The sequence below is a fragment of the Cellvibrio polysaccharolyticus genome, from assembly GCF_015182315.1.
Classification (GTDB): Bacteria; Pseudomonadota; Gammaproteobacteria; order Pseudomonadales; family Cellvibrionaceae; genus Cellvibrio; species Cellvibrio polysaccharolyticus.
The window spans coordinates 2,700,029-2,720,328 of record NZ_PRDL01000001.1 but is presented as its reverse complement, the minus strand read 5'-3'; the positions used below and the strand labels follow the sequence as shown (position 1 = coordinate 2,720,328).

Here is a 20,300-nt window from a genome sequence, read left to right as displayed (position 1 = left end):
TATGAAATTAATACTCCATGTAATAGATGATCCAGTCAAGCCTCGTTATAGTTTCACTTCACTCAATGCACGCGACCTCTCTATCACCAACATGGTCTGCGATATCGGTGTATCGAGCTGTAAACACCACGTTGAAGCGTAATTGTAACCGCGCTGGTGCGACGCACTTTTTCGCACCTTTATGACTAATCAGGAGCATATGAAATGGCAAAACTGGCTGGCAAGATTGCACTAATCACTGGCGGCGGTAGTGGCATCGGCCTCGCATCGGCAAAGCTGTTTGCTCAGGAAGGCGCAACAGTCGTTATCGTCGGTCGCACAAAATCTTCCCTCGATGAAGCTGCTGCTGAAATTGGTGAAAGTGTTGTACCCATCGTCACGGACGTTTCTGATCTGGATGCGCTGGACGCGCTCTATACGGAAGTCGGCGCGCGTTTTGGCAGGATCGACGTGCTGTTTGCCAATGCCGGGGTCAACAATCTTGCTCCATTCGAGGCCGTGACGCCGGAGGACTTTGATCAGCAGTTCAATGCCAATGTCCGCGGCTTGTTTTTCTCCGTGCAAAAGGCACTACCGCTGTTAAGCGAGGGCGCGTCGATTATTCTCAATGCCTCGGTTGCTCATAAAAAAGGCAGCCCGCTACATTCGGTTTATTCCGCGACCAAAGCGGCAACGCGTTCATTTGCGCGCAGTTGGACGACAGATCTCAAGAACCGAAAAATACGGGTTAATTCGATCAGCCCCGGCCTCGTTGAAACTCCGATATTTGGAAAATTGGGCGTTCCGTTGGAGGCTATTGAGGCAGCACTACCGAAAATGCTGGAAACAATGCCGATGGGCCGCGTAGGGCGCGTGGAAGAGGCTGCCAGCGTCGCACTGTTTCTGGCATGCGATGACAGCTCCTTCGTAACCGGGATTGATCTTCCTGTCGATGGTGGCTTGGGGCAGGTATAGCTTTCCAGGCAACTCAATAGCATCAGGCAAGAAAACCACAGCAATACTCTACCGATTGAATGACTGAAACCGGGAAAATGGCTATTCATTTTTTCGGTTCAGTAACAGGATTGAGGTAGGTTATGTTTGTATATGCCTTTGCTACATCAGAATCCAAACGTGAAGCCCCAAACGCTCCGGGGGCTAACGAGGTCGTTGTTTTACGTAATGCTGAAGAAATGGCAGCCCATGCACAAAGTTTTGATTTGATCCTTAACACTGCCGTGTTAAAGGCGATGTGAAGTCCCGGTTCGTTATCGACCATGCCACCCTCGTACGCGCTGAGTAAACGGAATATTCAAACCGTTTTTTCGGTTTCAATCATCTCATCCTGATTTTAATTTTTTATAGCTCGCGCCTGCTGTTTCAGTGGGCGTTCGCGAGCTATTGGAGAATCGTTAATGCCAACGGGTTTATCGAGTACGAAGTTATCTGAACATCACCACAATTCACCGCGCTGGAGTGCGGTTTTTGCCATGTCGCTCGGTGCGTTTGTTCTGGTCGCTTCGGAATTTATGCCGGTCAGTTTATTAACACCGCTTGCGGCTGATCTGGGCGTAACTGAAGGTCAGGCGGGGCAGGGCATTGCCTTGTCCGGTGCTTTTGCGTTGGTGACGAGCCTTTTTATTGCGTCATTGGCAGGGCGTCTTGATCGAAAAATTCTGCTGCTTTTATTGACGTTGCTTACGGTTGTTTCCGGTGCGTTGGTTGCGCTTGCCTCCAGCTATTTTATGTACATGGTGGGGCGGGCTTTGATTGGTATTGCGATTGGCGGCTTCTGGTCATTGTCGGCCGCAACTGCGATGCGTTTGGTGCCCGACGAGCAGGTGCCACGTGCATTGGCAATCGTTAATGGCGGCAATGCGCTGGCGATGGTTATTGCCGCACCGCTAGGCAGTTTTCTGGGTTCGATAATGGGATGGCGCGGCGCCTTCTTTTGTATTGTTCCCATGGCGGTGATTGCGTTCGTTTGGCTGTTGGTGAGCTTGCCTGCGATGAAACCAACCGGTCAGTCAAAAGCCAACAGTGTTTTCCGGTTGTTAAAACGGCCCCCGGTTGCTGCTGGCATGTTGGCGGTGAGCCTGTTTTTTGCCGGGCAATTTACCTTGTTTACCTACCTGCGGCCTTTTCTTGAAATGGTAACCGGCGTAGATGCATCCGGCCTTTCACTTATTTTGTTGGTGATGGGGTTATCGGGTTTTGCCGGTACCGTGCTGATTGGCAACTTTCTAACAAATGGCCTTTACCGCCTGTTAACGATTATCCCGCTGCTTATGGCTTTGATCGCTGTAGCTTTGGTAATCATGGGTAGTGTGGTTTCTGTGGTGACAGCTTTGCTCACTCTATGGGGATTGATAGCAACAGCCGCACCGGTTGCCTGGTGGACATGGCTGGCAAAAACCTTGCCGGACGATGCCGAAGCTGGCGGCGGGCTGATGGTAGCGGTAGTCCAGCTCGCCATTGCATTTGGCGCAACAGCTGGCGGCCTGATGTTTGACCTGATCGGTTACCGCGCAACCTTTGAATTAAGCGCGTTTTTACTGATCGCCGCCGCACTGCTGGCGGTTCTGGTTGCTCGGGTGGTCACCCGCGAGAGCAGAGGTGAGGTGTGCATTAGCGGTTGATTGGTTGCAGTAACAATGATTTTTACTGTTTCTGTTGCGGATAATCCATTTCAGGATGCTAGCGCCCACTTGGAATTGGTAGGGAAAATAATTATCATTAGCAACAAATTTTCTACCTGATGCATCGTAAGCAGAGGAGCTACTTTGGCGCTACCGGAAACCCTGGCGGATCAGCAGCTGGATGCGCTTTATGTTGACCATAACCGCTGGTTACAAGGCTGGTTGCGGCGGCGGTTGGGGGATGCGTCCACCGCGGCGGATCTGGCTCAGGATACTTTTCTCAGAGTCTGGCTCAAATCCCGCTCCGGCATGTTGCTGCAAATACAGGAACCCCGAGCTTATTTGGCTACGATAGCCCGTCGATTAATGATCAATCACTTCGAGCGCCAATCGCTGGAGCAGGCATTTGCCGAAGCACTGGCATCGCTGCCGGAATCCTGGGTACCCTCGCTGGAAGAACAAGCCATTGTGCTGGAAACCCTTCACGAAATAGATGCCTTGCTCGGTGAGTTACCCGCACCGGTGCGTGCTGCTTTTCTGATGTCGCAGCTGGAAGGCCTGGGTTACGAAGACATTGCCACGCGCTTGAACGTCAGTGTGCGCACCGTAACCCGCTATATGTCACAGGCTTTTCGCCAGTGTTTGCAACTGATGTTGTCCCCGGCCTGATTGCCTGTCATGACCCCGGCTGCTGAAAATTCGCGTTCCCGTATTATTGATGAAGCTGCCGATTGGCTGGCGCGCCTGCACGGCAATGCCATGTCAGCGGCTGACCTTCAGGCATTGGAACAGTGGCAACAACAAAGTGCAGAACATCAATATGTGTGGCAGCAGGCACAGCAGTTAAGCCGCCAGTTGGCAAATGTTGAACCGGCGCTGGGTATGTCGGTATTGAATCGCTCCCGCCGTGGTATGTCCCGCCGGCAATTGCTCAGCAGTTTAACCCTGGTGTTGGCCGCGCCCGCTGCCAGTTGGTGGGGTTTTCAATTGTTTCAAAACCGTCATGCTGTTTTTTACACCACGGCCACAGGCGAGCGCCGCGATATGATTCTTGCAGACGGTAGCGAAATGGCGATGAACACCGCCAGCCGTGTGCAGGTGAAATTTGATGCGCAGCAGCGGTTGTTGAAACACCTGGCCGGGGAAATCTGGCTGCAAACCGCCCCGGATGCTGTCAGACCTTTTCTCGTCACGACCGAGCATGGCCAATTGCGCGCGTTGGGTACCCGTTTTCTGGTACGCAATGAAGAAAAATCCACGCGCTTGTCGGTTTTTGAGGGCGCTGTTGAAATTATTACGCGACGCGCGGTATCGCGGGTTGTTGCCGCTGGCGAGCAAGTCAGTTTTACTGCCGCGGCCATCGCCGACAGTGTGCCGCTTGTCGCAGCCGCGGATGCCTGGCGCAATGGCGTGATGTATGCGCGACAGATGCGCCTTGCAGATTTTCTCGCCGAACTGTCCCGCTATCGTAAAGGTATTTTGCGGTGCGATGCCGCCGTGGCCGATGTGCCGGTATCCGGTACTTTTCAGCTGGCAGATACCGACAGCATCTTGCAGCTACTGGCAGAGACATTGCCGGTCAGTATTAACCGCCGCAGTCAATACTGGATTACTTTTAACCCGCCGTAAAAATTAACCCGCCGTAAAAATTTCCAAAAAAAGGCCGAATGGCTGTCCGGTTTTTTATTCTCGCCTGTCCTGTCTTTTGAAATCACTTCAATACCTTTGATCAGGACTCCACCGATGTTTGAAAACCCCAATCGTTTCCGGTATTCCCTGCGTCGCTTGCCGGTTCGCCGCGCCGCCACCCACACCGCTATTTTTATGTTGGCCGGTTTATCGTTTGGCAGCGTGATGCTGGTGCCGGTTGCCGAGGCGCAAGCCAGCGTACAGCAACAACAATTGAAAAATTATCAGCTTGAGGCCGGCCCACTGGAACCGGCGTTACTGGCATTTGCAGGGCAGGCTGGTGTTAATTTGAGTGTGAGCAGCCACCATTTGCAAGGGCTGCAAACCAACGGTTTGCGCGGGCAGTTTTCGGTAGAAGCCGGTTTTGCGGTTTTGCTGGAAAACAGTGGCTTGCAAGCAGTACCACTGGGCGCCGGTAATTATTCGTTGCAAGAAAAGCCGCAGGAAGCTTCCAGTGACGGTACTTTGCCGGTGGTGAATGTATCGGGGCGTACGCAAAGTGATGTGGTGGCCTCATCACGTCAATCCACCATTCTGGAAAAAGAAGAACTGGATACCTTGCGACAAGGCTCGGACAGCCTTGCCACTTTGCTGAGTAAAGCTGTGCCAGGCATGGGTAGCTCCAGCCATACCATTACCGATTTTGGCCAAACCTTGCGTGGCCGTGAAATGTTGATCCTGGTCGATGGTATTCCCTTAAATACCAACCGCGGTTCTTCCCGCAACCTGGCCAACATCAATGCCGCAGACGTTGAGCAAATTGAAGTGTTACGCGGCAGCAGCGCAATTTACGGCAGCGGTGCCGCAGGCGGTATTGTTGCCGTGCGCACTCGTCAGGGCGAGGGTGAAACCCGCTCCACTACTACGATTACCGGTTTGTCTCCGCTATCGCGGCTTGACACCGCAGGGCTGGGCGGCGAGTTGCAACATTACATTTCCGGCGCGGAGCAAAGAGTTGATTACAGCCTGAGTCTGGGCGCACGTCATATTGGCAGCTCTTTCGATGCCAAAGGCAATCGCATTGCACCCGAGCCAAGCCAGGGCGACTTGTTTGATGCGGATGCTTACAGCCTTGCGGCAAAAGTCGGATACAAACCGGACAACCATCAGCGCGTGCAATTCTCGGCCAGTTATTACGATGCGCAGCAGGATACCGATTATGCGTCTGACCCGTCGGTAGCAAAACTGGCACCGGGTAGTGTTCCCGCTCGTGCTATTCGCGGGCTGGATCTTGCCGAGCAAAACCAGGTGCGCAACACGCTGGTGGGGCTGGATTACGAACACCGCAATCTCGGTGGTCATACGCTGGCTGCGCAAATCTATTACCGCGATTTTTTCACCCGCTTTGCTCCTTTTGATGGCAGGAATATTCCAGTGCGCGGTGCACAGGTAGATCAGGCCACACAAAATTCCGAAGTATTCGGTGGTCGTTTGACCATCAAATCACCGTTGGGCGAGCAGAATAAAACTCGCCTGGTGTGGGGCGTGGATTATCACGATGAACGCACCAGTATGCCGATTGATACTTTTGATGCGTCGCTTTATGACCAGAGCGGTGGGCTGGTTTTCAAAAAAACCGGCAAGCTGGTTTATATGCCGGCAGTGACCACCCGCGCCGCCGGTGCCTTTGCTCAATTGCAGCATCGCTTTAATGAAAAGTGGTCTTTGGAAGTCGGCAGCCGTTACGACCAGGCCGAAGGCAGCTTTGACGATTTTATGCCGTTATCGCAATTGAATGTTGCCAGCCCAGGCAAAGTTAAAGGCGGCACGGTGGATTATGATTCCTGGACGCATAATGCCGGTGTGGTGTTTGCCATGAGCAAAACCCAGGAAATTTACGCTTCTTTCAGTCAGGGCTTTCAATTGCCGGATATCGGTTTGCAGGTTCGCAACGCGTCGCTTGCCTTCAATATTCGCAGCTCGGATTTGCAAGCGATAAAAATTGACTCGTCGGAATTGGGTTGGCGCGGTAGCTGGTCCAACACGCTGGCAACTATTAGCGTGTTTGAATCCAGTTCAGATCTGGGCGGCGTGCAAAGTTTTAACAATGGTTTGCGTTTAACTCGCACCAGCGAACGCATTCACGGCATTGAAGGTGGCATTGATTATTTTACCGCTGACGATCGCTGGCATGCAGGTTCCAGCGTGACCTGGATGAAAGGCCGCGAGAAAGGGCAAACGGCCACCGCCTACCAGGACATGCCGGGCAGCCGTATTCCGCCGTTAAAACTCACCGCGTATGTTGAATACCGACCAACCGATGCCTGGAGCCACCGCCTGCAAAGCACTACGTACCGCGGGAAGGATTACCGGTTAAACGGTGTAGTAGGTTTCAGCCGCCGCGATACCAGCGGTTACACCACGCTTGATCTGGTCAGCCAGTGGAAAATCAGTGATGAAAGCCAGGTTGTGTTTGGCGTAGAGAACCTGCTCAACCGCTATTACTACCCGATGTACAGCCAGCTGCTGCGCAGCGACAGCAACACCAGCCACTTGCCCGCCAGCGGCGCAGTAATGAAAATCAGCTACACGCACAATTGGTGATAGTGTTCAAACGAAAACTGCCGGATTGATCCGGCAGTTTTTTCAATAAAAATAAATCCGATATCAGGATGCTTTTAGCGCAGCTGTTACCGACTCGGACAGCGGTGTAGTGGGGCGGCCAATCAGTTTGGAAAGTACGCGGCTGTCATCGAACAGCGTGCCTTTTGATGCGCCTGTATCCCATGACGCGAATGCCGCAGCGAAACCTTCCGGAAAACCGTGGGATTTAAGAGCGGCAGCGTAATCGGCTTCTGGCAGGTTGTTGTACGCAATGGTTTTGCCGGTTTGTCTGGATACTTCAGCAGCGAGCTCGGGTAGTGTCCAGGCGGTGTCGCCGGCTAATTCGTAGATTTTGTTGTCGTGCCCGGAACCGGTCAATACGGCGACCGCTGCATCGGCATAGTCTTCACGGGTTGCTGAAGAAACTTTGCCATTGCCAGCGCTGCCATTGATTGCACCGGAGGCAACAGCTCCAGCCAAAGAGCCGGTGTAGTTTTCGGTGTACCAGCCGTTGCGCAAAATGGTGTAAGCAATACCGCTATTTTTCAGCGCGGCCTCAGTTTCAATGTGCTCGCCAGCAAGGCTTAACAATGAAGTGTCAGCATGCAGCAAGCTGGTGTAAACAATGTGTTTAACACCGGCTTTTTTCGCGGCATCAATTACGTTGCGATGCTGGGTGGCGCGCTGCCCCAGTTCGTTGGAAGAAATCAGCAATAAAGTGTCTACGCCGCTTAATCCCAACAACAGCGTTTCCGGTGCGGCATAGTCGGCTGCTCGCACAGTAACACCAAAATCAGCAGCTTTTTCCGGGCTGCGCACCAGCGCGATAATGGCAGCAGCAGGTACTTTGTCTTTCAGTTTTTCGATAACAATACGACCCAATTGGCCGGTGGCGCCGGTGATTGCAATAGTCATGGTTGACTCCTTTAAGACCCTGGACAGGTGAACTCATGTGCAGAAAGCCTGGCAGCTATACCGGTTTGCCGCCGGGTTTGGTTGGTACCCAATAAGGCTAGCCGACTTTCGGTAAAGCTGTGCCAAAGCACGACCGCTTGAAAATCCACTATAAAACCCTTTATTATTTTTTGTAAGTACTAACACAAAGGTAAGTATAAAATGGTTTCGAAGGCCAAAAATGCGTTAAAGGTGGAGGCGGTGGGGGTTAGTACCGCGCGTCCGGTAGCCTCTTTGTCAGAAAAACTGGCGCGGGGCGATGTGATGGCTGCGGCTTGTCCGTCGCGGGAAGTTCTCCAGCATTTGACCAGCCGCTGGGGTGTGCTGGTGTTAATTGCCTTGCTACCGGGAACCCGACGTTTCAGCGCTTTGCGGCGCGAAATTGGCGGCGTGAGCGAACGAATGCTTGCCCAGACACTGCAATGGCTGGAGGGGGATGGCATGGTCAATCGTCATTCCTTTAACACGGTGCCGCCCCATGTGGAATACACCTTGACGCCGCTCGGTGAGCAGGCCGCAGAAAAAGTCCAGGATTTGGCGGATTGGTTGGAAGTCAACCTGCCTGCGATTCTGCAAAGCCGTGAATCACTCCAATCGGTTGACGTACCGGCTTCTGTTTGACGTTACAAAAATTGCGGGGAATCTTAAAAAAGTGGATAGTTTTTTGAAAATTACCTCCTTGTAATTTTCAGGTTTTTTAAATGAAAGTGCTTCGTTCGGAGCGGGATTAACTTTCGCCGGGTTTATTGTTGGTCAACAACTCCTGCAAGCTGGTCACTAATAATGCATCGGAAATTTCCAGTTGCCGCGCCGCCAGTACCAGTTGTTCAAGCTGGGGGCGCAGATGTTCCAACCGTTGCTGTTCACTATTGGCGGACTTTTCTTGCGCAGCTACCTGCATAGGTTTGCCGCGTTGACGAGCCAGAATGCCTTCTACCTCCAGCAAGCTGTAAGCCTTGGAAATTGTCATGGGGTTTACGGCGTGCGCAACCGCCAGTTCACGCACCGATGGTAATTCGTCACCGGCTTGCAACTGCCCACCAGCTACCATACGCCGGATTTGCTCGGCAAGCTGTCGGTAAATAGGAATGCCGGATTGCGCGTTGAGTGTAAACATCAGCTTTTCGCCCTGTAAAAGTTAACCTTTTTCCAGCTGGATCTTGCCCACTGGCGAAATAGCACGGTTAGTACAACAAGGCCACCTGAGAACCACAAATAATCCGCGTGATCCTGGCTGATATTCTGACCCCACAGAATATTAAAGAACACCATGCCGGTTATCAGGCAAATGTAAGTAGCCAGAAGAATCCAGCCAAGCACCGTCTGGCTCGCCGTCAATTTCGCATAAATCACCAGCCCCAAATAGTATGAGTAGGAAACAAATAAGGTAGCAATCAGCAGTAAATAGCCAAAATAAAAGGTGCTAACAAGGTCCTCGAAAAAGAAGTGATTTACCAGTACAACAAACAAAACAGCAGGAAGGGTTGATGCAAAAAAGTAGGAGAAATAAGCCTTCTCCAGGTAATAAAACACTTCCATTCTCGATTTGTTTGTGTTCATCCATAGACGATAAAGGTTTTTATGTAGCGAATGAAGAAACGATCCGCCTCGCCCGGCAATCAGGAAAAAGAGAAAACCTGTAACAAGTATTTCCGGTATCTTTTCCGGTGTTATGTCCCGCCAGACAATAAAAACCAGCCCTAAACCAAGAAAGAAAAAGGGCAGAATGATTTCCCGTTTAAACCAAAATAAAAAGCCGTCTGACTGGCCAATTAGCAAAGAGCCACTTAATGAAAGTGGTTGAGAAGAAAATTTATGTTCCTTTGACTTCTTTTCCTCAACATGTTGCTTGATTTCCCTGGAGGATAAGAGCATTGCATTGGCTAAATATTTTTTCGGGTGCCACCTTTTCCACCAGACATAAAAAACTGCCCAAACGAAAGCGCTCCCACCCCATAAATAGAGGCTTTGAATTTCTCCCGTTAATAATGTTCTTTGGAAAAATTCCGGAAGAGCGATAAAAAAAACGATAGGATAAACTGCCATTGCGGGCGGGTAATAGGCAGCAATGATTGTCAAGGTTGTTGTGATAAAAGACGTGGCGACTATTGCCATCGTCAACATATCCCAAAAAGTTAATTTATCCGATTCAAGATGATAGAAAAAACTACTGGCGATGAGTGCAGTCGAAAACCAGAATACAAAAGATATAGCAAAGAGTTTGCCTCGCAAATCAGCCAGATGGCGAAACTGCTTGCTGCTTGCCAGTGCCAACATCTGCCCCGGTACTTGCATACCTATTATTGCCAGTAATAAAAAAGAAACACCCGCGCCAACTGCTAGAAAAACCTCCTTTCCCTGTGGAAAAAAAATACTACCCAGGGCAATCAGAGAGAGAAGAATTGAAAATAACCAGCGCAAAAAGCGAGCGGGCAATAGCACCACGCGGCCAAGTTGCCAGTATTGATTGACTTGCACGGAGAGGCTCATACATTCATCTCCAGAAAAATATCTTCCAGCCCGAGGTATTGCACGTCTATACGAGCAGGGAACTGCTGTAGCAAGGCGGCTTCGCGGCTTTCACTCCAGTTCATAAATGTCAGCTGGGCGACATTTCCTTGTACTTTCTGATTGATTACATCCGGTAGGGAGAATTTCCCGGTAAACGCTTCAGCCGCTACCAGGGTAACTTTTGCCACCGATTCCTTCAGTTCATCCAGCCCGCCCTGATAGGTCAATTGACCTTCGCGCAGCATCCACACCTGATTGGCCACACGTTCTACGTCGGTGACGATATGGGTAGAAAAAATAACCGAGCGTTGTTCATCTGCAGCGATATCTACCAGCTGTTGTAAAAACTGGCGGCGGGCGATGGGGTCGAGGCTGGCTACCGGTTCATCGAGAATCAATAACTCCGGTTCATGCGCGAGTGCCAGCAAAATGGATAATTTTTGCCGCTGGCCGACCGACATTTTGCCGGTGTTCAGATCCATCGGGATGGTCCATTCGATGGTCAACCTGTCTACCAGTGGTTGATTCCAGCGCGGCCGGAAACTTTTGAATAGGCGCAGATGTTCCTTTCCGGTCAGGCTGGATAGTAGCTCGTCCTGTTGTGGTACAAAACCGATGCGCTGCTTGATGTCACCGGAAATTTCTGTTGCCGCAACATCCCATAAGACAGCGCTGCCGGTTGAAGGAAAGCCAAAACCGAGAATGGTTTCCAGCAGGGTGGTTTTGCCAGAGCCGTTTTTACCCAGCAATGCAATTACCTGACCGGGCAAAACCTCAGCGCTAATCCCTTTGAGAATAAGGGTGCTGTCGAGTTTACGTTGCAAGTTGTGTAGCGATACGCAGGCACGCATAAAAAATCCCTATCGTTAGTCTTGGCGGTAACCCGGCGGCATGGCCGGTTGGTCTTGTGGCGTTTCACGCTTGCCCGGCGAGCACCCGGCAAAACAGGCTTCAAGGCAGGTGTATTGATTCTTACCTTATGTGTATTGCTACACTAATACACATTGGCAAAAGCTGCAAGCAGATCCTGAAATAGTGACTGATCCGGACGTTCGGTTTTGCGCTATACCCGGCGGCATGGAGGGGAGGGCGGCTTCGTCAGGGGCAATAACGTGCAGTGGTTCGAGAAGTTAAAGGCAGTTTTCTGGCATCATTCTTTTCCGGCAGTTTTATGCCGATGCGTTTCCGGAGCGCGTATTTTCGTTCCCGATTGATGTAGTAACCGTATGCCCTCTTCATTGGTTTTATTTGTCGTTTTAAGCGGCGCATTTCTGGTATTTCAAATTCAACCCCTCATGGCAAAGTTGATGTTGCCACTGTTCGGCGGTGGCGCGTCTATCTGGACGGCCTGCATGTTTTTCTTTCAGGGGCTGTTGTTGTGCGGTTATTTTTATTCTTACTGCCTGACCAAACTGGCCAATGTGCGGTTGCAGGTTGGTCTGCATGCGCTGTTGTCGATATTCAGTTTGTTGGCACTGCCGTTGAGTGTTAATTTGTTGTACGAGGCGAGCACCGAGGCGCCACTAAAAAATATTATCCTGCTGTTAGCAACGTCTGTTGGTCTTCCTTACGTTATTTTGTCTTCCACCGGCCCCTTGATACAGCGTTGGCTAACCTACGGCAATCAGGAAAAACCGCCGTATTTTCTCTACTCATTGTCAAATGTCGGCTCTTTGTTAGCGGTATTAAGTTACCCTTTCGTGTTTGAGCCTTTTCTTTCGCTCTCTGCACAAACCGCCTTCTGGTCAGTCGGCTACGGGGTTTACGCCGCTGCCATCCTCGCGGTTTGTCTGTCGATGTATAAGAAAAATCCCTTACTGCTTGCTGAGCCTCAGGCCATGGCAGCTACCGGGCAAGCGGTTCGATCGCGCATTTTTTTGTGGTTGTTACTGCCAGCGGTGGGTGTTGTGTTGTTGCTGGCTACCACCAACTCCATGACACAAAATGTACAGCCAGTGCCCTTTTTGTGGTTGATGCCGCTGTGTATTTATTTACTGACTTACATCATCAGCTTTCATAGCCACCGTTGGTATGTGCGCTGGTATTGGTTTGCTGTGTTTATGGCGACGTCTGTGGTTGCTATTGTGATGTTCTTCATTGGTTCCTGGTTCAATTTGTTCTCCCAGCTGGCGATCTATTCATTGATCCTGCTGTCTGCCTGCATGATTTGCCACGGTGAGCTGGCGTTGCTCAAGCCCGGTGCCGAGCGGCTTACCTTGTTCTATTTGATGATTTCTCTGGGTGGAGTTTTGGGCAGTGCCTTTGTGGTGTTTTTTGCGCAGACGTTGTTTTCCAATTATTACGAATTCCCATTAGCAATTATTACGGTATTTTTTCTGGTTGCCGGGTGCGTGCTCTGGCAAAGGGGCGAGTATCACCTGCCACAGGAAAAAAGGCCGTTATTACTGGCGCAGCTGGCAATTGTTTATCCGCTGGTGCTGGGTGGCGGGTTCTTTTATTTGAATACGCTGAATAATCAGAATGACGTGCTTGCGGTAAGAAATTTTTACGGCATTCTCAAAGCTAAAGACGTAGAAGTAAATGGCAGGCTGGAGCGCCGTTTAATTGATGGCACCACATCGCACGGCACACAATTGTTGGCCGCTGATGCCACGGGCACACCGGTCAGTTACTACCGGCGCGGCACCGGTGTTGCTTTAGCGCTGGAACACCTTCCGGTATCTGACAATATGCAGGTGGGCATTATCGGTTTGGGCGCAGGCACCCTGGCCGCGTACGGCCGCCCCGGTGATACTTACCGCTTTTATGAACTGAATCCGCAGGTAAAAGCTTTCGCCAACAATCAATTTACCTACCTGGCGGACAGCGATGCCGACATTGATATTGTATTGGGTGATGCCAGAGTTTCCATGGCAAGAAAACTCGCGGAAGAGGGCGGTGACAATTACGATGTGCTGGTGGTGGATGCGTTCAGTAGCGGAGCCATTCCTGCGCACTTGTTAACCAAAGAAGCCTTTGAATTGTATTGGAATCATCTGAAACCGGCGGGCGCGCTGGCGGTGCACATTTCCAATAGCCATTTGAATTTGTCGCCGCTGGTGCGGGAAATTGCCCTTTCCATGAATAAAAGTGCGCGCTATTTCAAGGTGCTGGCAGATGACGATGACGTGAATGATGCCGAGTGGGTGGTGATTGCCGCTGACGAAAGTTTTTTCAAGCACCCGGAAATAGCGCAGCAGGTGGTTTCATGGCCGGAAAACACCCGCAACACGACTATATGGACGGATGACTACAGCAACTTGCTATCGGTTGTGAAATAACTATCCGTTAAAAAGAATATCGACTCTTGTGCCTTTGCCGTGCTCGCCAGTGCGCAACATCAATTGCGCCTGGTGTCGGCGGGCAATTTCATCGGCAATGGAAAGCCCCAGCCCGCAACCATCGGCAATAACGGTTTTGCCACGATAAAACCGTTCCAACACCCAGCGCTGTTCTTCAGGCGGAATACCGGGGCCGTCATCCAATACCGACAAGCAAAGCGGGTTTTCCTGAAGGATCAGAGTAATGGTGCTTTGGGCTGGGCAGTAGCGAATAGCATTGTCGAGCAGATTACTGATTAACTCCCGCAACAAATGCGCTTCGCCGTTGATGATCACCTCTTTCTCCGGCCCTTCATACCCCAAATCGATTTCGCGGTGCAACGCCATATCGGAAAAGCGTTCCACTTCACCGCGCGCAAGGTCTGCAAGGTCGAGAGGTTTTAATTGCAAAATGGAGGCGGTTTGACGCTCCGACTGCATCAGCGTCAGCAGTTGCCGGGTAACGTGTTGCAAACGGGTAACGGCACGGTGCGCATCTTCCAATGCGTGGGTGTGCCGCTGCTCATCCCGCTCGCGCAAGGCATATTCGATTTGCAATAACAGGCTCGACAAAGGCGTGCGTAGCTGGTGCGCCGCATTGGCAATAAACCGTTTGTGAAAGGCCTGTGCTTCGTGAATCTTCTTCACCAATTGATTAATGGCATCAATCAGCGGTTCAATTTCCCGTGGTACCGATGCCAACGGTTGAAAGGGGGCATTGTCCTCCGGCTGATATTTTGCCAACTGTTCGGCAACGGCATCCACTTTGCCGACGTTGCGGGTTACTGCCATCCAGATAAACAAGCCCGTCAGTAACAGAATTACAATCTCAAGCGCGCACATCACCAACAAAATCCATTCACTGGTGTTCTCGCGCTTTTTCAGGGTTTCAGCCACTTGAATATAAATAGCATTATCGGGCTGTTGCGGATGGGTGTAACTGAAACTGACAATGCGCACCGGGTAATGATTAATCACGCCGTTATAAAAGTCCGGCTTGCGATGACTGGCTGCTTTGGTAATTTCCGGGAAAGCGGACGTGCTGAAAATAACACCCTGCTGCGCGGTACTCACCTGGCCATCAATATTATCAACCCGATCCCACACAAACATCTCAATGGCCGACTGCGGCAAATCCAGCGTTACGTGTTGCTCACCAATGTTGATTTGCTCTTTGAGCGTCATTGCCGAATCCAGCAGCCACTGATCGTGTACCAGCGTACTGATTTGATGAGCAACCAGCGTAGAACCGATGCCACCCAGGGTAAGCAAAATCAGCAGCGGAATCCAAAGGTGTTTAAGCAGTTGCTTTTTTAAACTGTGGGTTCGCAAATTATTCATGAGTATCGGGATACTCCAGGCGATAACCAAGACCGCGCAATGCTCGAACAATCACCGATGAACCGGCATCGCCCAGTTTTTTACGCAAACGGCTGATATGAACTTCAATCATGGACGGATTAACGTCTTCACTGGCATCGTAAAGCGCATCAATAAAGCGTGATTTGCTCACCACACGCCCTGGCCGTTGTAACAACAATTCCAATGTGGCCAATTCGCGGGCAGTAAGCCCCGGGTCTTTATTGCCAATGCGGGTTTCGCGCGATGTTGTATCAAAACGAATATCGCCAAAGCGCACTTCAGAATCCTGCGGGTTGGCTCTGCGTAGCAGCGCCCGCAAACGCGCTTCGAGTTCGCGCAGCGCAAAGGGTTTTGCGAGGTAATCATCGCCACCGGCGTCCAGCCCGTCTACCCGGTCATTCACTTCGCAACGTGCGGTGAGAATTAACACCGGCGTACTGCTGTAGCGGCGAATTTTGCGCAACACCGATAATCCGTCCAGATCCGGCAAACCGAGATCCAGAATAATGGCGTCCCATTGTTGTTGCTGGCACTGTGCAATCGCATTATGGCCAGTGTGCACCACTTCGGTGGTAAAGCCGGAAGGCGTAAGTGAGTTGGCGAGTCCCTTTGCCAGATCGCGATCATCTTCAACGATAAGCAGGCGCATTGGGGGGGATTTCTCCGCTATGAAAAATAATGAACAATCATACCATTACTTTAGATTTGTTTAGTCTCACTGTTTAGATCGTGCCATCCTGTCCGTTTTCCGTCAGGCTCTTTGTTCCAAAAACGCATAAATATCCGCAAGCGGAGCCGGATAATCCTCGCAGAGTTCGGCACTATGTGAGTTTGTCATCCTGTTGTGTATTCCAAAACCGTCGAGTCAGGGATGACTCGTCGGAACTACAAGGATGTATTCATGTGTTTTTGGAATACACAACAGGATGACAAACGTATTGAATAACTCCGTCTTCACCGTAGCTGCCAATATCTAAAAAGCCTGCTTCCAGGCTGGTAAATATCCCGCCGCTTTTTGTAAATCCAATTCCGCTTGAGAAGTCGCTTCCAGTAAATCCAGATAATCATTCTGAATATCCGCAATTTGTTGCAATGTATCCAACATCTCCAGCACGCTATTCTCGCCCAGGCGCCAGGCATCTTCTGCCATGGTGCGCAAGCGGGGCAGGGCGGGCAAAATCTGTTGTTCAAACCTCACCAGCATAGTCTGGCGCTGTTGCCATTCCTGGTGGGCTTTCTGCCATTGCAACTCGCTCAAATGCGTCGTTTCAACGCGGCGCAAAGTTGCTTCGCGGGCTTCCAGTCTAGCTGCTGAAATCGCACCGCGATTGCGATCAAATAGCGGTAGCGTCATGGATACGCCAATCACATTTTCTCGCATATTGTCATCGCGTACTGTACCGACATTAATAGACGGCGCTGGCCACACTTCGCGTTGTGCTTCACGTAATTTTTGCTGGTTAACTGACTCTTCAGCCAGTGCCATACGCACGGTGGGCAACTCACTGGTTGGTCGCACGGCAGCGGGTAATTGTTTGATCGAATGGATACTGTTGTTTGCGGCACGCGGTTGCCAGTCGGGTTTGGCGATTAACTCTGCCAGGTCCATTCGGGTATTGCGCGTTTCTATTTGTGATTCTTCAAGCGCATTTTGCCGGGCGGTTAATTCAATGTGCATACGAATACGATCGTATTCACTGCGCAAACCGGCTTCGAATTGCCCTTCAATAACTCGCGTGGCTTGTTCGGTGGCTTCGAGTAATTGTTGTTGTTGCAACTCGCGTTGCTGGGCTATTTGCAAGTGCATAAAGCGCGCTGCTGCATCGTGCAGCACGTCCAGTTGCGTCAGGTCACGTTGCGCATGGGTTGCGGCCAGTTCGCTGCGTGCGGTTTGGATGCGGCGGCTGCGTTGGCCGAACAGCGGAATTTCCTGCTCGATCATATATTCTTCTTCGCTGCCTTCCCGGTTGTAGGAAACTGATGGGTTGGGCAGGGCACGCGCCGCACTCACCTGGCTGCGAGCGATATCCAGATGCAGCGCACCGGTTTGCAATTCGGTGTTGTGTTGCGCTACCAGTTCCAGCCATTCATCCAGCGACAGCGTTTCCGGTAGCGATTGCGCGTGCGCCTGGGTCAGCAGGCTGGCACAACAAAGCCCTGTTAACAGCCATTTACGCATGAGGATGTTGCTCCGAATTTAACGAGGAAGAAGAGGGCGATGACGGTGATGGCAAACGCGCAGGAATAAACAAAGCGTAGAGTGCCGGTAAAAGTACCAGCGATACCAGTGGCAATAATGCCATGCCGCCAACAATAACGGTGGCGAAAGGGCGTTGGGTTTCGCTGCCAACACCGGTAGAAATTGCCATCGGCAACAAACCGAGCATCGCCAGCAGCGTAACCAGTAATACCGGGCGCAGTTGCTGTGCAGCGCCGTCAATCAATGCCGGTAAGGGAGCGAGGCCATCTTTCAGGCGTTGGTCAACGGCGCTGAGCACCAGCAAACCGGCCAGCGCCGCCTGGCCGATAAGCGCGATAAAACCGATAGCGGCGCTGATGGATAAATCGATGCCGGTAAACCAGAGCGCAAAAATACCGCCTGCCATGGTGAAAGGCGCACTCAGCAAAATCAGCCCGGCGCTGCGCATGGAGTGCAGCGCCATCACCAGCAGAATAAATACAACGGCTAATGAAAGCGGCACCACAATTTTTAAACGTTCGGCGGCGCGCTGCTGGTTTTCCCATTCGCCGCCCCAGCTGGCTTCGTAACCATCGGGCAGGGTGATATTTTCTTCAAAGGCGGCGATGGCTTCGCGACTGACCGAGCCGATATCACGGCCTTCTACATTGAATTTTAAAACCATGTAACGGCTATTGGCTTCGCGAAAAATAGCGGCGTTGCCCACTTTAATTTGAATGTCGGCAAGGTCGCCGAGGGGAATATGTGCACCGCCGGGTGACATGACCGGAATTTCAGCAATACGCGCTTCATCCATGCGGTCGGCCAGCGGCAGGCGTACTCGCACCGGTACGGCCAATTCACCTTCCCATAAGGTAGTTGCTTCGAGGCCAGCGATGGCAGCCCCGGCAACCTGGTTGGCGGTGTTCATGGTGATGCCGTGTGCAGCGAGAATTTCGCGGTTAAATACCAGGTGCAGTTGCGGTGCCGGTGCATCGCGATAAAGATCCAGGTCAACCACGCCTTCAATCGGTGCTATGAGCGTTCGGGTTTCCGCCAGAATATCGCGCATCACTTCAATGTCGGCACCAAAGAGTTTTAGCACCACATGGCCGCGTGCGCCCGAAGTGGATTCTTCAACGCTGTCGCGAATCGGTTGCGCAAAATTGAATTGCACACCGGGAATATCCGCCAGAGTTGCGCGCATGTCGCCAATGAGTTGTTCCTTGGTTAAACCTTTACGCCACGCTTGTTGTGGTTGCAGTCGAATCAGCACCTTCGCCATATTGATGGTTTCGTTATCGTCGCCAGATTCCGGGCGCCCCTGTTCGCTGACTACGGTAATCACTTCAGGAAATTGCCCGAGGCGCAAGCGAACGCTGCGCAATATTTCCTGACCTTTTTCCAGCGAGATGGAAGAGGGCATTTCTACCAGTACATAACCATCACCTTCATCGAGTTCCGGTAAAAACTCTGTGCCGAGGTGGCTGCCGATGGCCAGTGAAATCACCAGCACCAGAATGCCTGCACCCACCACAGTAAATTGGCGGTGACGGGTGACCAGGCAATATTGCAAACGCTGGCGATAACGGTGTGCAGTTTTTTCAAAACCATCGGATTCGCCGCTCGACATCGCTTCCGGTTTCATCAGCAGTGCGCAGAGCGCCGGTACCAAGGTCATGGCGAGAATCAGTGCGGCAATCAGCGCGAATGCGTAGGTCATTGCCACCGGTTGAAAAATACGGCCTTCAACACCTTCGAGAGAAAAAATAGGAATAAACGCGGCGATCACAATCGCCATGGCAAACAGCGTGGGGCGGGCAACCGAGAGCGCGGCGCGAATAATCAGCGCATGCATTGCCTTGCGGGTTTGCGGTCGCTCCTGGCGAGCTTTGTGAATAATCGCTTCGGTAAGTACCACCGCACCATCGACAATAATGCCGAAATCAATCGCCCCCATTGAGATAAGGTTGGCGGGCATATCCAGCCAGTAAAGGCCGATAAAGGCCATCAGCAGCGAAACCGGAATAACTGTAGCCACAATTAACGAGCCGCGCAGGCTGCGCAAAAACAGCCAGAGCACACCGATAATTAAACAGGCGCCGAATAATAAATTGTGATGCACCGTGGAGAGAGTCGCTGCGACCAGTTCGGAGCGGTCGTAAATCACTTCGATGCGCATGCCACGCGGCAGGGTTTTGTTCAGTTGATCCACTTTATCGTGAATTTGATCCAGCACCCGCGACGGGTTTTCATTGCGTTGCAGCAAAGCGATGCCCATCACCGCATCGTCGTAACCGTCTATTCCAACGGCGCCCTGGCGTGGCATGTGCGACAGCGTAATGCGTGCAACATCGCGCACCAGCAACGGCGCATCACCTTCGGCTGGCAATACAATATTTTCAATATCACGCGGGGTTTGCAGTAACCCCAGGCCGCGCACGATCAGCGCTTGCTCGCCACGCCTTAGCAGGCCGCCACCGACATTGATATTGGAGTCACCAATTGCTTCAACTACATCTTCAAGGCTGAGGTTGTGGGCAATCAATTTAAAGGGATCCACTTCAACGTGATATTCCTTTAAAAAACCGCCCAGGCTCACCACATCGGCAACGCCTTGCACCTGTTTTAAAACCCGGGTAACGGTCAGTTCCTGTTCGGCGCGCAGCTCCTGCAAGGTGTGCCGGTCACTGTTGAGGCGGTAGTAATAAATTTTCCCCAGCGGCGTATTGTCGGGAGCCATTTCCGGGGTGACATCATCCGGGAGATCCGCTTGCGATAAACGCTGTGATACCTGAATGCGGGCATCGGTGCTGTTGGCGTCATCGTCAAATACCAGCGAGATAATCGACAAACCGAAATAACTTTCAGAGCGTAATGACATCAGCCCTTGCGTGCCGTTAAGTGCGCGCTCCAACGGCAGGGTAATTTGCCGCTCCACTTCTTCCGGTGCCAGCCCCGGCGATTGCGCAATAATGCCCACCTGCACATTGGTAACGTCCGGGTAGGCTTCAATCGCGGTTTGGCGATAGGCGTGAAATCCGTAAATCGCCACCAGCGCGACGCACACAACCGCCGCCCAGCGACGGTAAACAACCAGTTGAATCAATGACTGCAACACAA

16 protein-coding genes are annotated in these 20,300 nt (G+C 51.7%); 8 read left to right on the top strand and 8 right to left on the bottom strand.

The genetic code is table 11. From position 1 onward, the window contains the following. Positions 1 to 204: 204 nt before the first annotated feature. From C4F51_RS11640 to C4F51_RS11615, 6 genes are all read left to right on the top strand, one after another. Entirely contained in the window at positions 205 to 954 is a 750-nt protein-coding gene (locus C4F51_RS11640) for an SDR family oxidoreductase (protein WP_193909981.1), read from the top strand. 122 nt (positions 955 to 1,076) lie between these two features. After that, positions 1,077 to 1,235: a hypothetical protein gene (locus C4F51_RS11635; RefSeq protein ID WP_235992520.1), complete on the top strand. Its 159-nt coding sequence runs from the start codon at positions 1,077 to 1,079 to the stop codon at positions 1,233 to 1,235. A gap of 234 nt (positions 1,236 to 1,469) precedes the next feature. Further along, complete coding sequence (locus C4F51_RS11630; RefSeq protein ID WP_202987670.1) at positions 1,470 to 2,618, top strand: MFS transporter; 1,149 nt, start codon at positions 1,470 to 1,472, stop codon at positions 2,616 to 2,618. A 144-nt stretch (positions 2,619 to 2,762) separates the two neighbouring features. Next, positions 2,763 to 3,287, top strand: coding sequence for a sigma-70 family RNA polymerase sigma factor (locus C4F51_RS11625; protein ID WP_193909978.1), 525 nt, complete (start codon positions 2,763 to 2,765; stop codon positions 3,285 to 3,287). 9 nt (positions 3,288 to 3,296) lie between these two features. Next, on the top strand, positions 3,297 to 4,247 hold the full coding sequence (locus C4F51_RS11620) for a FecR domain-containing protein (protein WP_193909976.1): 951 nt from the start codon (positions 3,297 to 3,299) through the stop codon (positions 4,245 to 4,247). Positions 4,248 to 4,361: 114 nt separating this feature from the next. Continuing rightward, on the top strand, positions 4,362 to 6,851 hold the full coding sequence (locus C4F51_RS11615; protein ID WP_193909974.1) for a TonB-dependent siderophore receptor: 2,490 nt from the start codon (positions 4,362 to 4,364) through the stop codon (positions 6,849 to 6,851). A 63-nt stretch (positions 6,852 to 6,914) separates the two neighbouring features. Here the strand turns inward: C4F51_RS11615 and C4F51_RS11610 are convergent, their stop codons facing one another. Then, a complete protein-coding gene (locus C4F51_RS11610) occupies positions 6,915 to 7,766 on the bottom strand; it encodes an SDR family oxidoreductase (protein WP_193909972.1) in 852 nt (283 codons plus the stop codon). Positions 7,767 to 7,967: 201 nt separating this feature from the next. Here C4F51_RS11610 and C4F51_RS11605 point away from each other — a divergent pair, with 201 nt between their 5' ends. Beyond that, positions 7,968 to 8,426, top strand: a complete 459-nt coding sequence (locus C4F51_RS11605) for a winged helix-turn-helix transcriptional regulator (RefSeq protein WP_193909970.1) — start codon at positions 7,968 to 7,970, stop codon at positions 8,424 to 8,426. A 106-nt stretch (positions 8,427 to 8,532) separates the two neighbouring features. Here the strand turns inward: C4F51_RS11605 and C4F51_RS11600 are convergent, their stop codons facing one another. From C4F51_RS11600 to C4F51_RS11590, 3 genes are read right to left on the bottom strand one after another with little or no spacing between them, the layout of a single operon-like run. Continuing rightward, a complete protein-coding gene (locus C4F51_RS11600; RefSeq protein WP_193909969.1) occupies positions 8,533 to 8,922 on the bottom strand; it encodes a GntR family transcriptional regulator in 390 nt (129 codons plus the stop codon). Further along, positions 8,922 to 10,295: a hypothetical protein gene (locus tag C4F51_RS11595; RefSeq protein ID WP_193909967.1), complete on the bottom strand. Its 1,374-nt coding sequence runs from the start codon at positions 10,293 to 10,295 to the stop codon at positions 8,922 to 8,924. The genes C4F51_RS11600 and C4F51_RS11595 overlap by 1 nt, the downstream gene beginning before the upstream one ends. Continuing rightward, positions 10,292 to 11,167 (bottom strand): ABC transporter ATP-binding protein, encoded by an 876-nt coding sequence (locus tag C4F51_RS11590; RefSeq protein ID WP_193909966.1) that lies wholly within the window; start codon positions 11,165 to 11,167, stop codon positions 10,292 to 10,294. The genes C4F51_RS11595 and C4F51_RS11590 overlap by 4 nt, the downstream gene beginning before the upstream one ends. A 456-nt stretch (positions 11,168 to 11,623) precedes the next feature. Between C4F51_RS11590 and C4F51_RS11585 the strand changes: the two genes are divergently transcribed. Further along, on the top strand, positions 11,624 to 13,597 hold the full coding sequence (locus C4F51_RS11585; protein ID WP_193909964.1) for a spermidine synthase: 1,974 nt from the start codon (positions 11,624 to 11,626) through the stop codon (positions 13,595 to 13,597). Here C4F51_RS11585 and C4F51_RS11580 read toward each other — a convergent pair whose 3' ends face one another. From C4F51_RS11580 to C4F51_RS11565, 4 genes are all read right to left on the bottom strand, one after another. After that, entirely contained in the window at positions 13,598 to 14,977 is a 1,380-nt protein-coding gene (locus C4F51_RS11580; RefSeq protein ID WP_193909962.1) for a sensor histidine kinase, read from the bottom strand. After that, a complete protein-coding gene (locus tag C4F51_RS11575) occupies positions 14,970 to 15,647 on the bottom strand; it encodes a response regulator transcription factor (protein ID WP_193909960.1) in 678 nt (225 codons plus the stop codon). The genes C4F51_RS11580 and C4F51_RS11575 overlap by 8 nt, the downstream gene beginning before the upstream one ends. Positions 15,648 to 15,971: 324 nt before the next feature. Next, a complete protein-coding gene (locus tag C4F51_RS11570) occupies positions 15,972 to 17,177 on the bottom strand; it encodes a TolC family protein (protein ID WP_193909958.1) in 1,206 nt (401 codons plus the stop codon). After that, a complete protein-coding gene (locus C4F51_RS11565) occupies positions 17,170 to 20,298 on the bottom strand; it encodes an efflux RND transporter permease subunit (RefSeq protein WP_193909956.1) in 3,129 nt (1,042 codons plus the stop codon). Before C4F51_RS11565 ends, C4F51_RS11570 begins: the two co-directional genes overlap by 8 nt. Positions 20,299 to 20,300: the final 2 nt, after the last annotated feature.

Bases quoted from the DNA above. Each gene is read 5' to 3' on its own strand.
- C4F51_RS11640 (WP_193909981.1), top strand. From the start codon at position 205: ATGGCAAAACTGGCTGGCAAGATTGCACTAATCACTGGCGGCGGTAGT.
- C4F51_RS11635 (WP_235992520.1), top strand. From the start codon at position 1,077: ATGTTTGTATATGCCTTTGCTACATCAGAATCCAAACGTGAAGCCCCA.
- C4F51_RS11630 (WP_202987670.1), top strand. From the start codon at position 1,470: ATGTCGCTCGGTGCGTTTGTTCTGGTCGCTTCGGAATTTATGCCGGTC.
- C4F51_RS11620 (WP_193909976.1), top strand. From the start codon at position 3,297: ATGACCCCGGCTGCTGAAAATTCGCGTTCCCGTATTATTGATGAAGCT.
- C4F51_RS11615 (WP_193909974.1), top strand. From the start codon at position 4,362: ATGTTTGAAAACCCCAATCGTTTCCGGTATTCCCTGCGTCGCTTGCCG.
- C4F51_RS11610 (WP_193909972.1), bottom strand. From the start codon at position 7,766: ATGACTATTGCAATCACCGGCGCCACCGGCCAATTGGGTCGTATTGTT.
- C4F51_RS11605 (WP_193909970.1), top strand. From the start codon at position 7,968: ATGGTTTCGAAGGCCAAAAATGCGTTAAAGGTGGAGGCGGTGGGGGTT.
- C4F51_RS11600 (WP_193909969.1), bottom strand. From the start codon at position 8,922: ATGTTTACACTCAACGCGCAATCCGGCATTCCTATTTACCGACAGCTT.
- C4F51_RS11595 (WP_193909967.1), bottom strand. From the start codon at position 10,295: ATGAGCCTCTCCGTGCAAGTCAATCAATACTGGCAACTTGGCCGCGTG.
- C4F51_RS11590 (WP_193909966.1), bottom strand. From the start codon at position 11,167: ATGCGTGCCTGCGTATCGCTACACAACTTGCAACGTAAACTCGACAGC.
- C4F51_RS11585 (WP_193909964.1), top strand. From the start codon at position 11,624: ATGTTGCCACTGTTCGGCGGTGGCGCGTCTATCTGGACGGCCTGCATG.
- C4F51_RS11580 (WP_193909962.1), bottom strand. From the start codon at position 14,977: ATGAATAATTTGCGAACCCACAGTTTAAAAAAGCAACTGCTTAAACAC.
- C4F51_RS11575 (WP_193909960.1), bottom strand. From the start codon at position 15,647: ATGCGCCTGCTTATCGTTGAAGATGATCGCGATCTGGCAAAGGGACTC.
- C4F51_RS11570 (WP_193909958.1), bottom strand. From the start codon at position 17,177: ATGCGTAAATGGCTGTTAACAGGGCTTTGTTGTGCCAGCCTGCTGACC.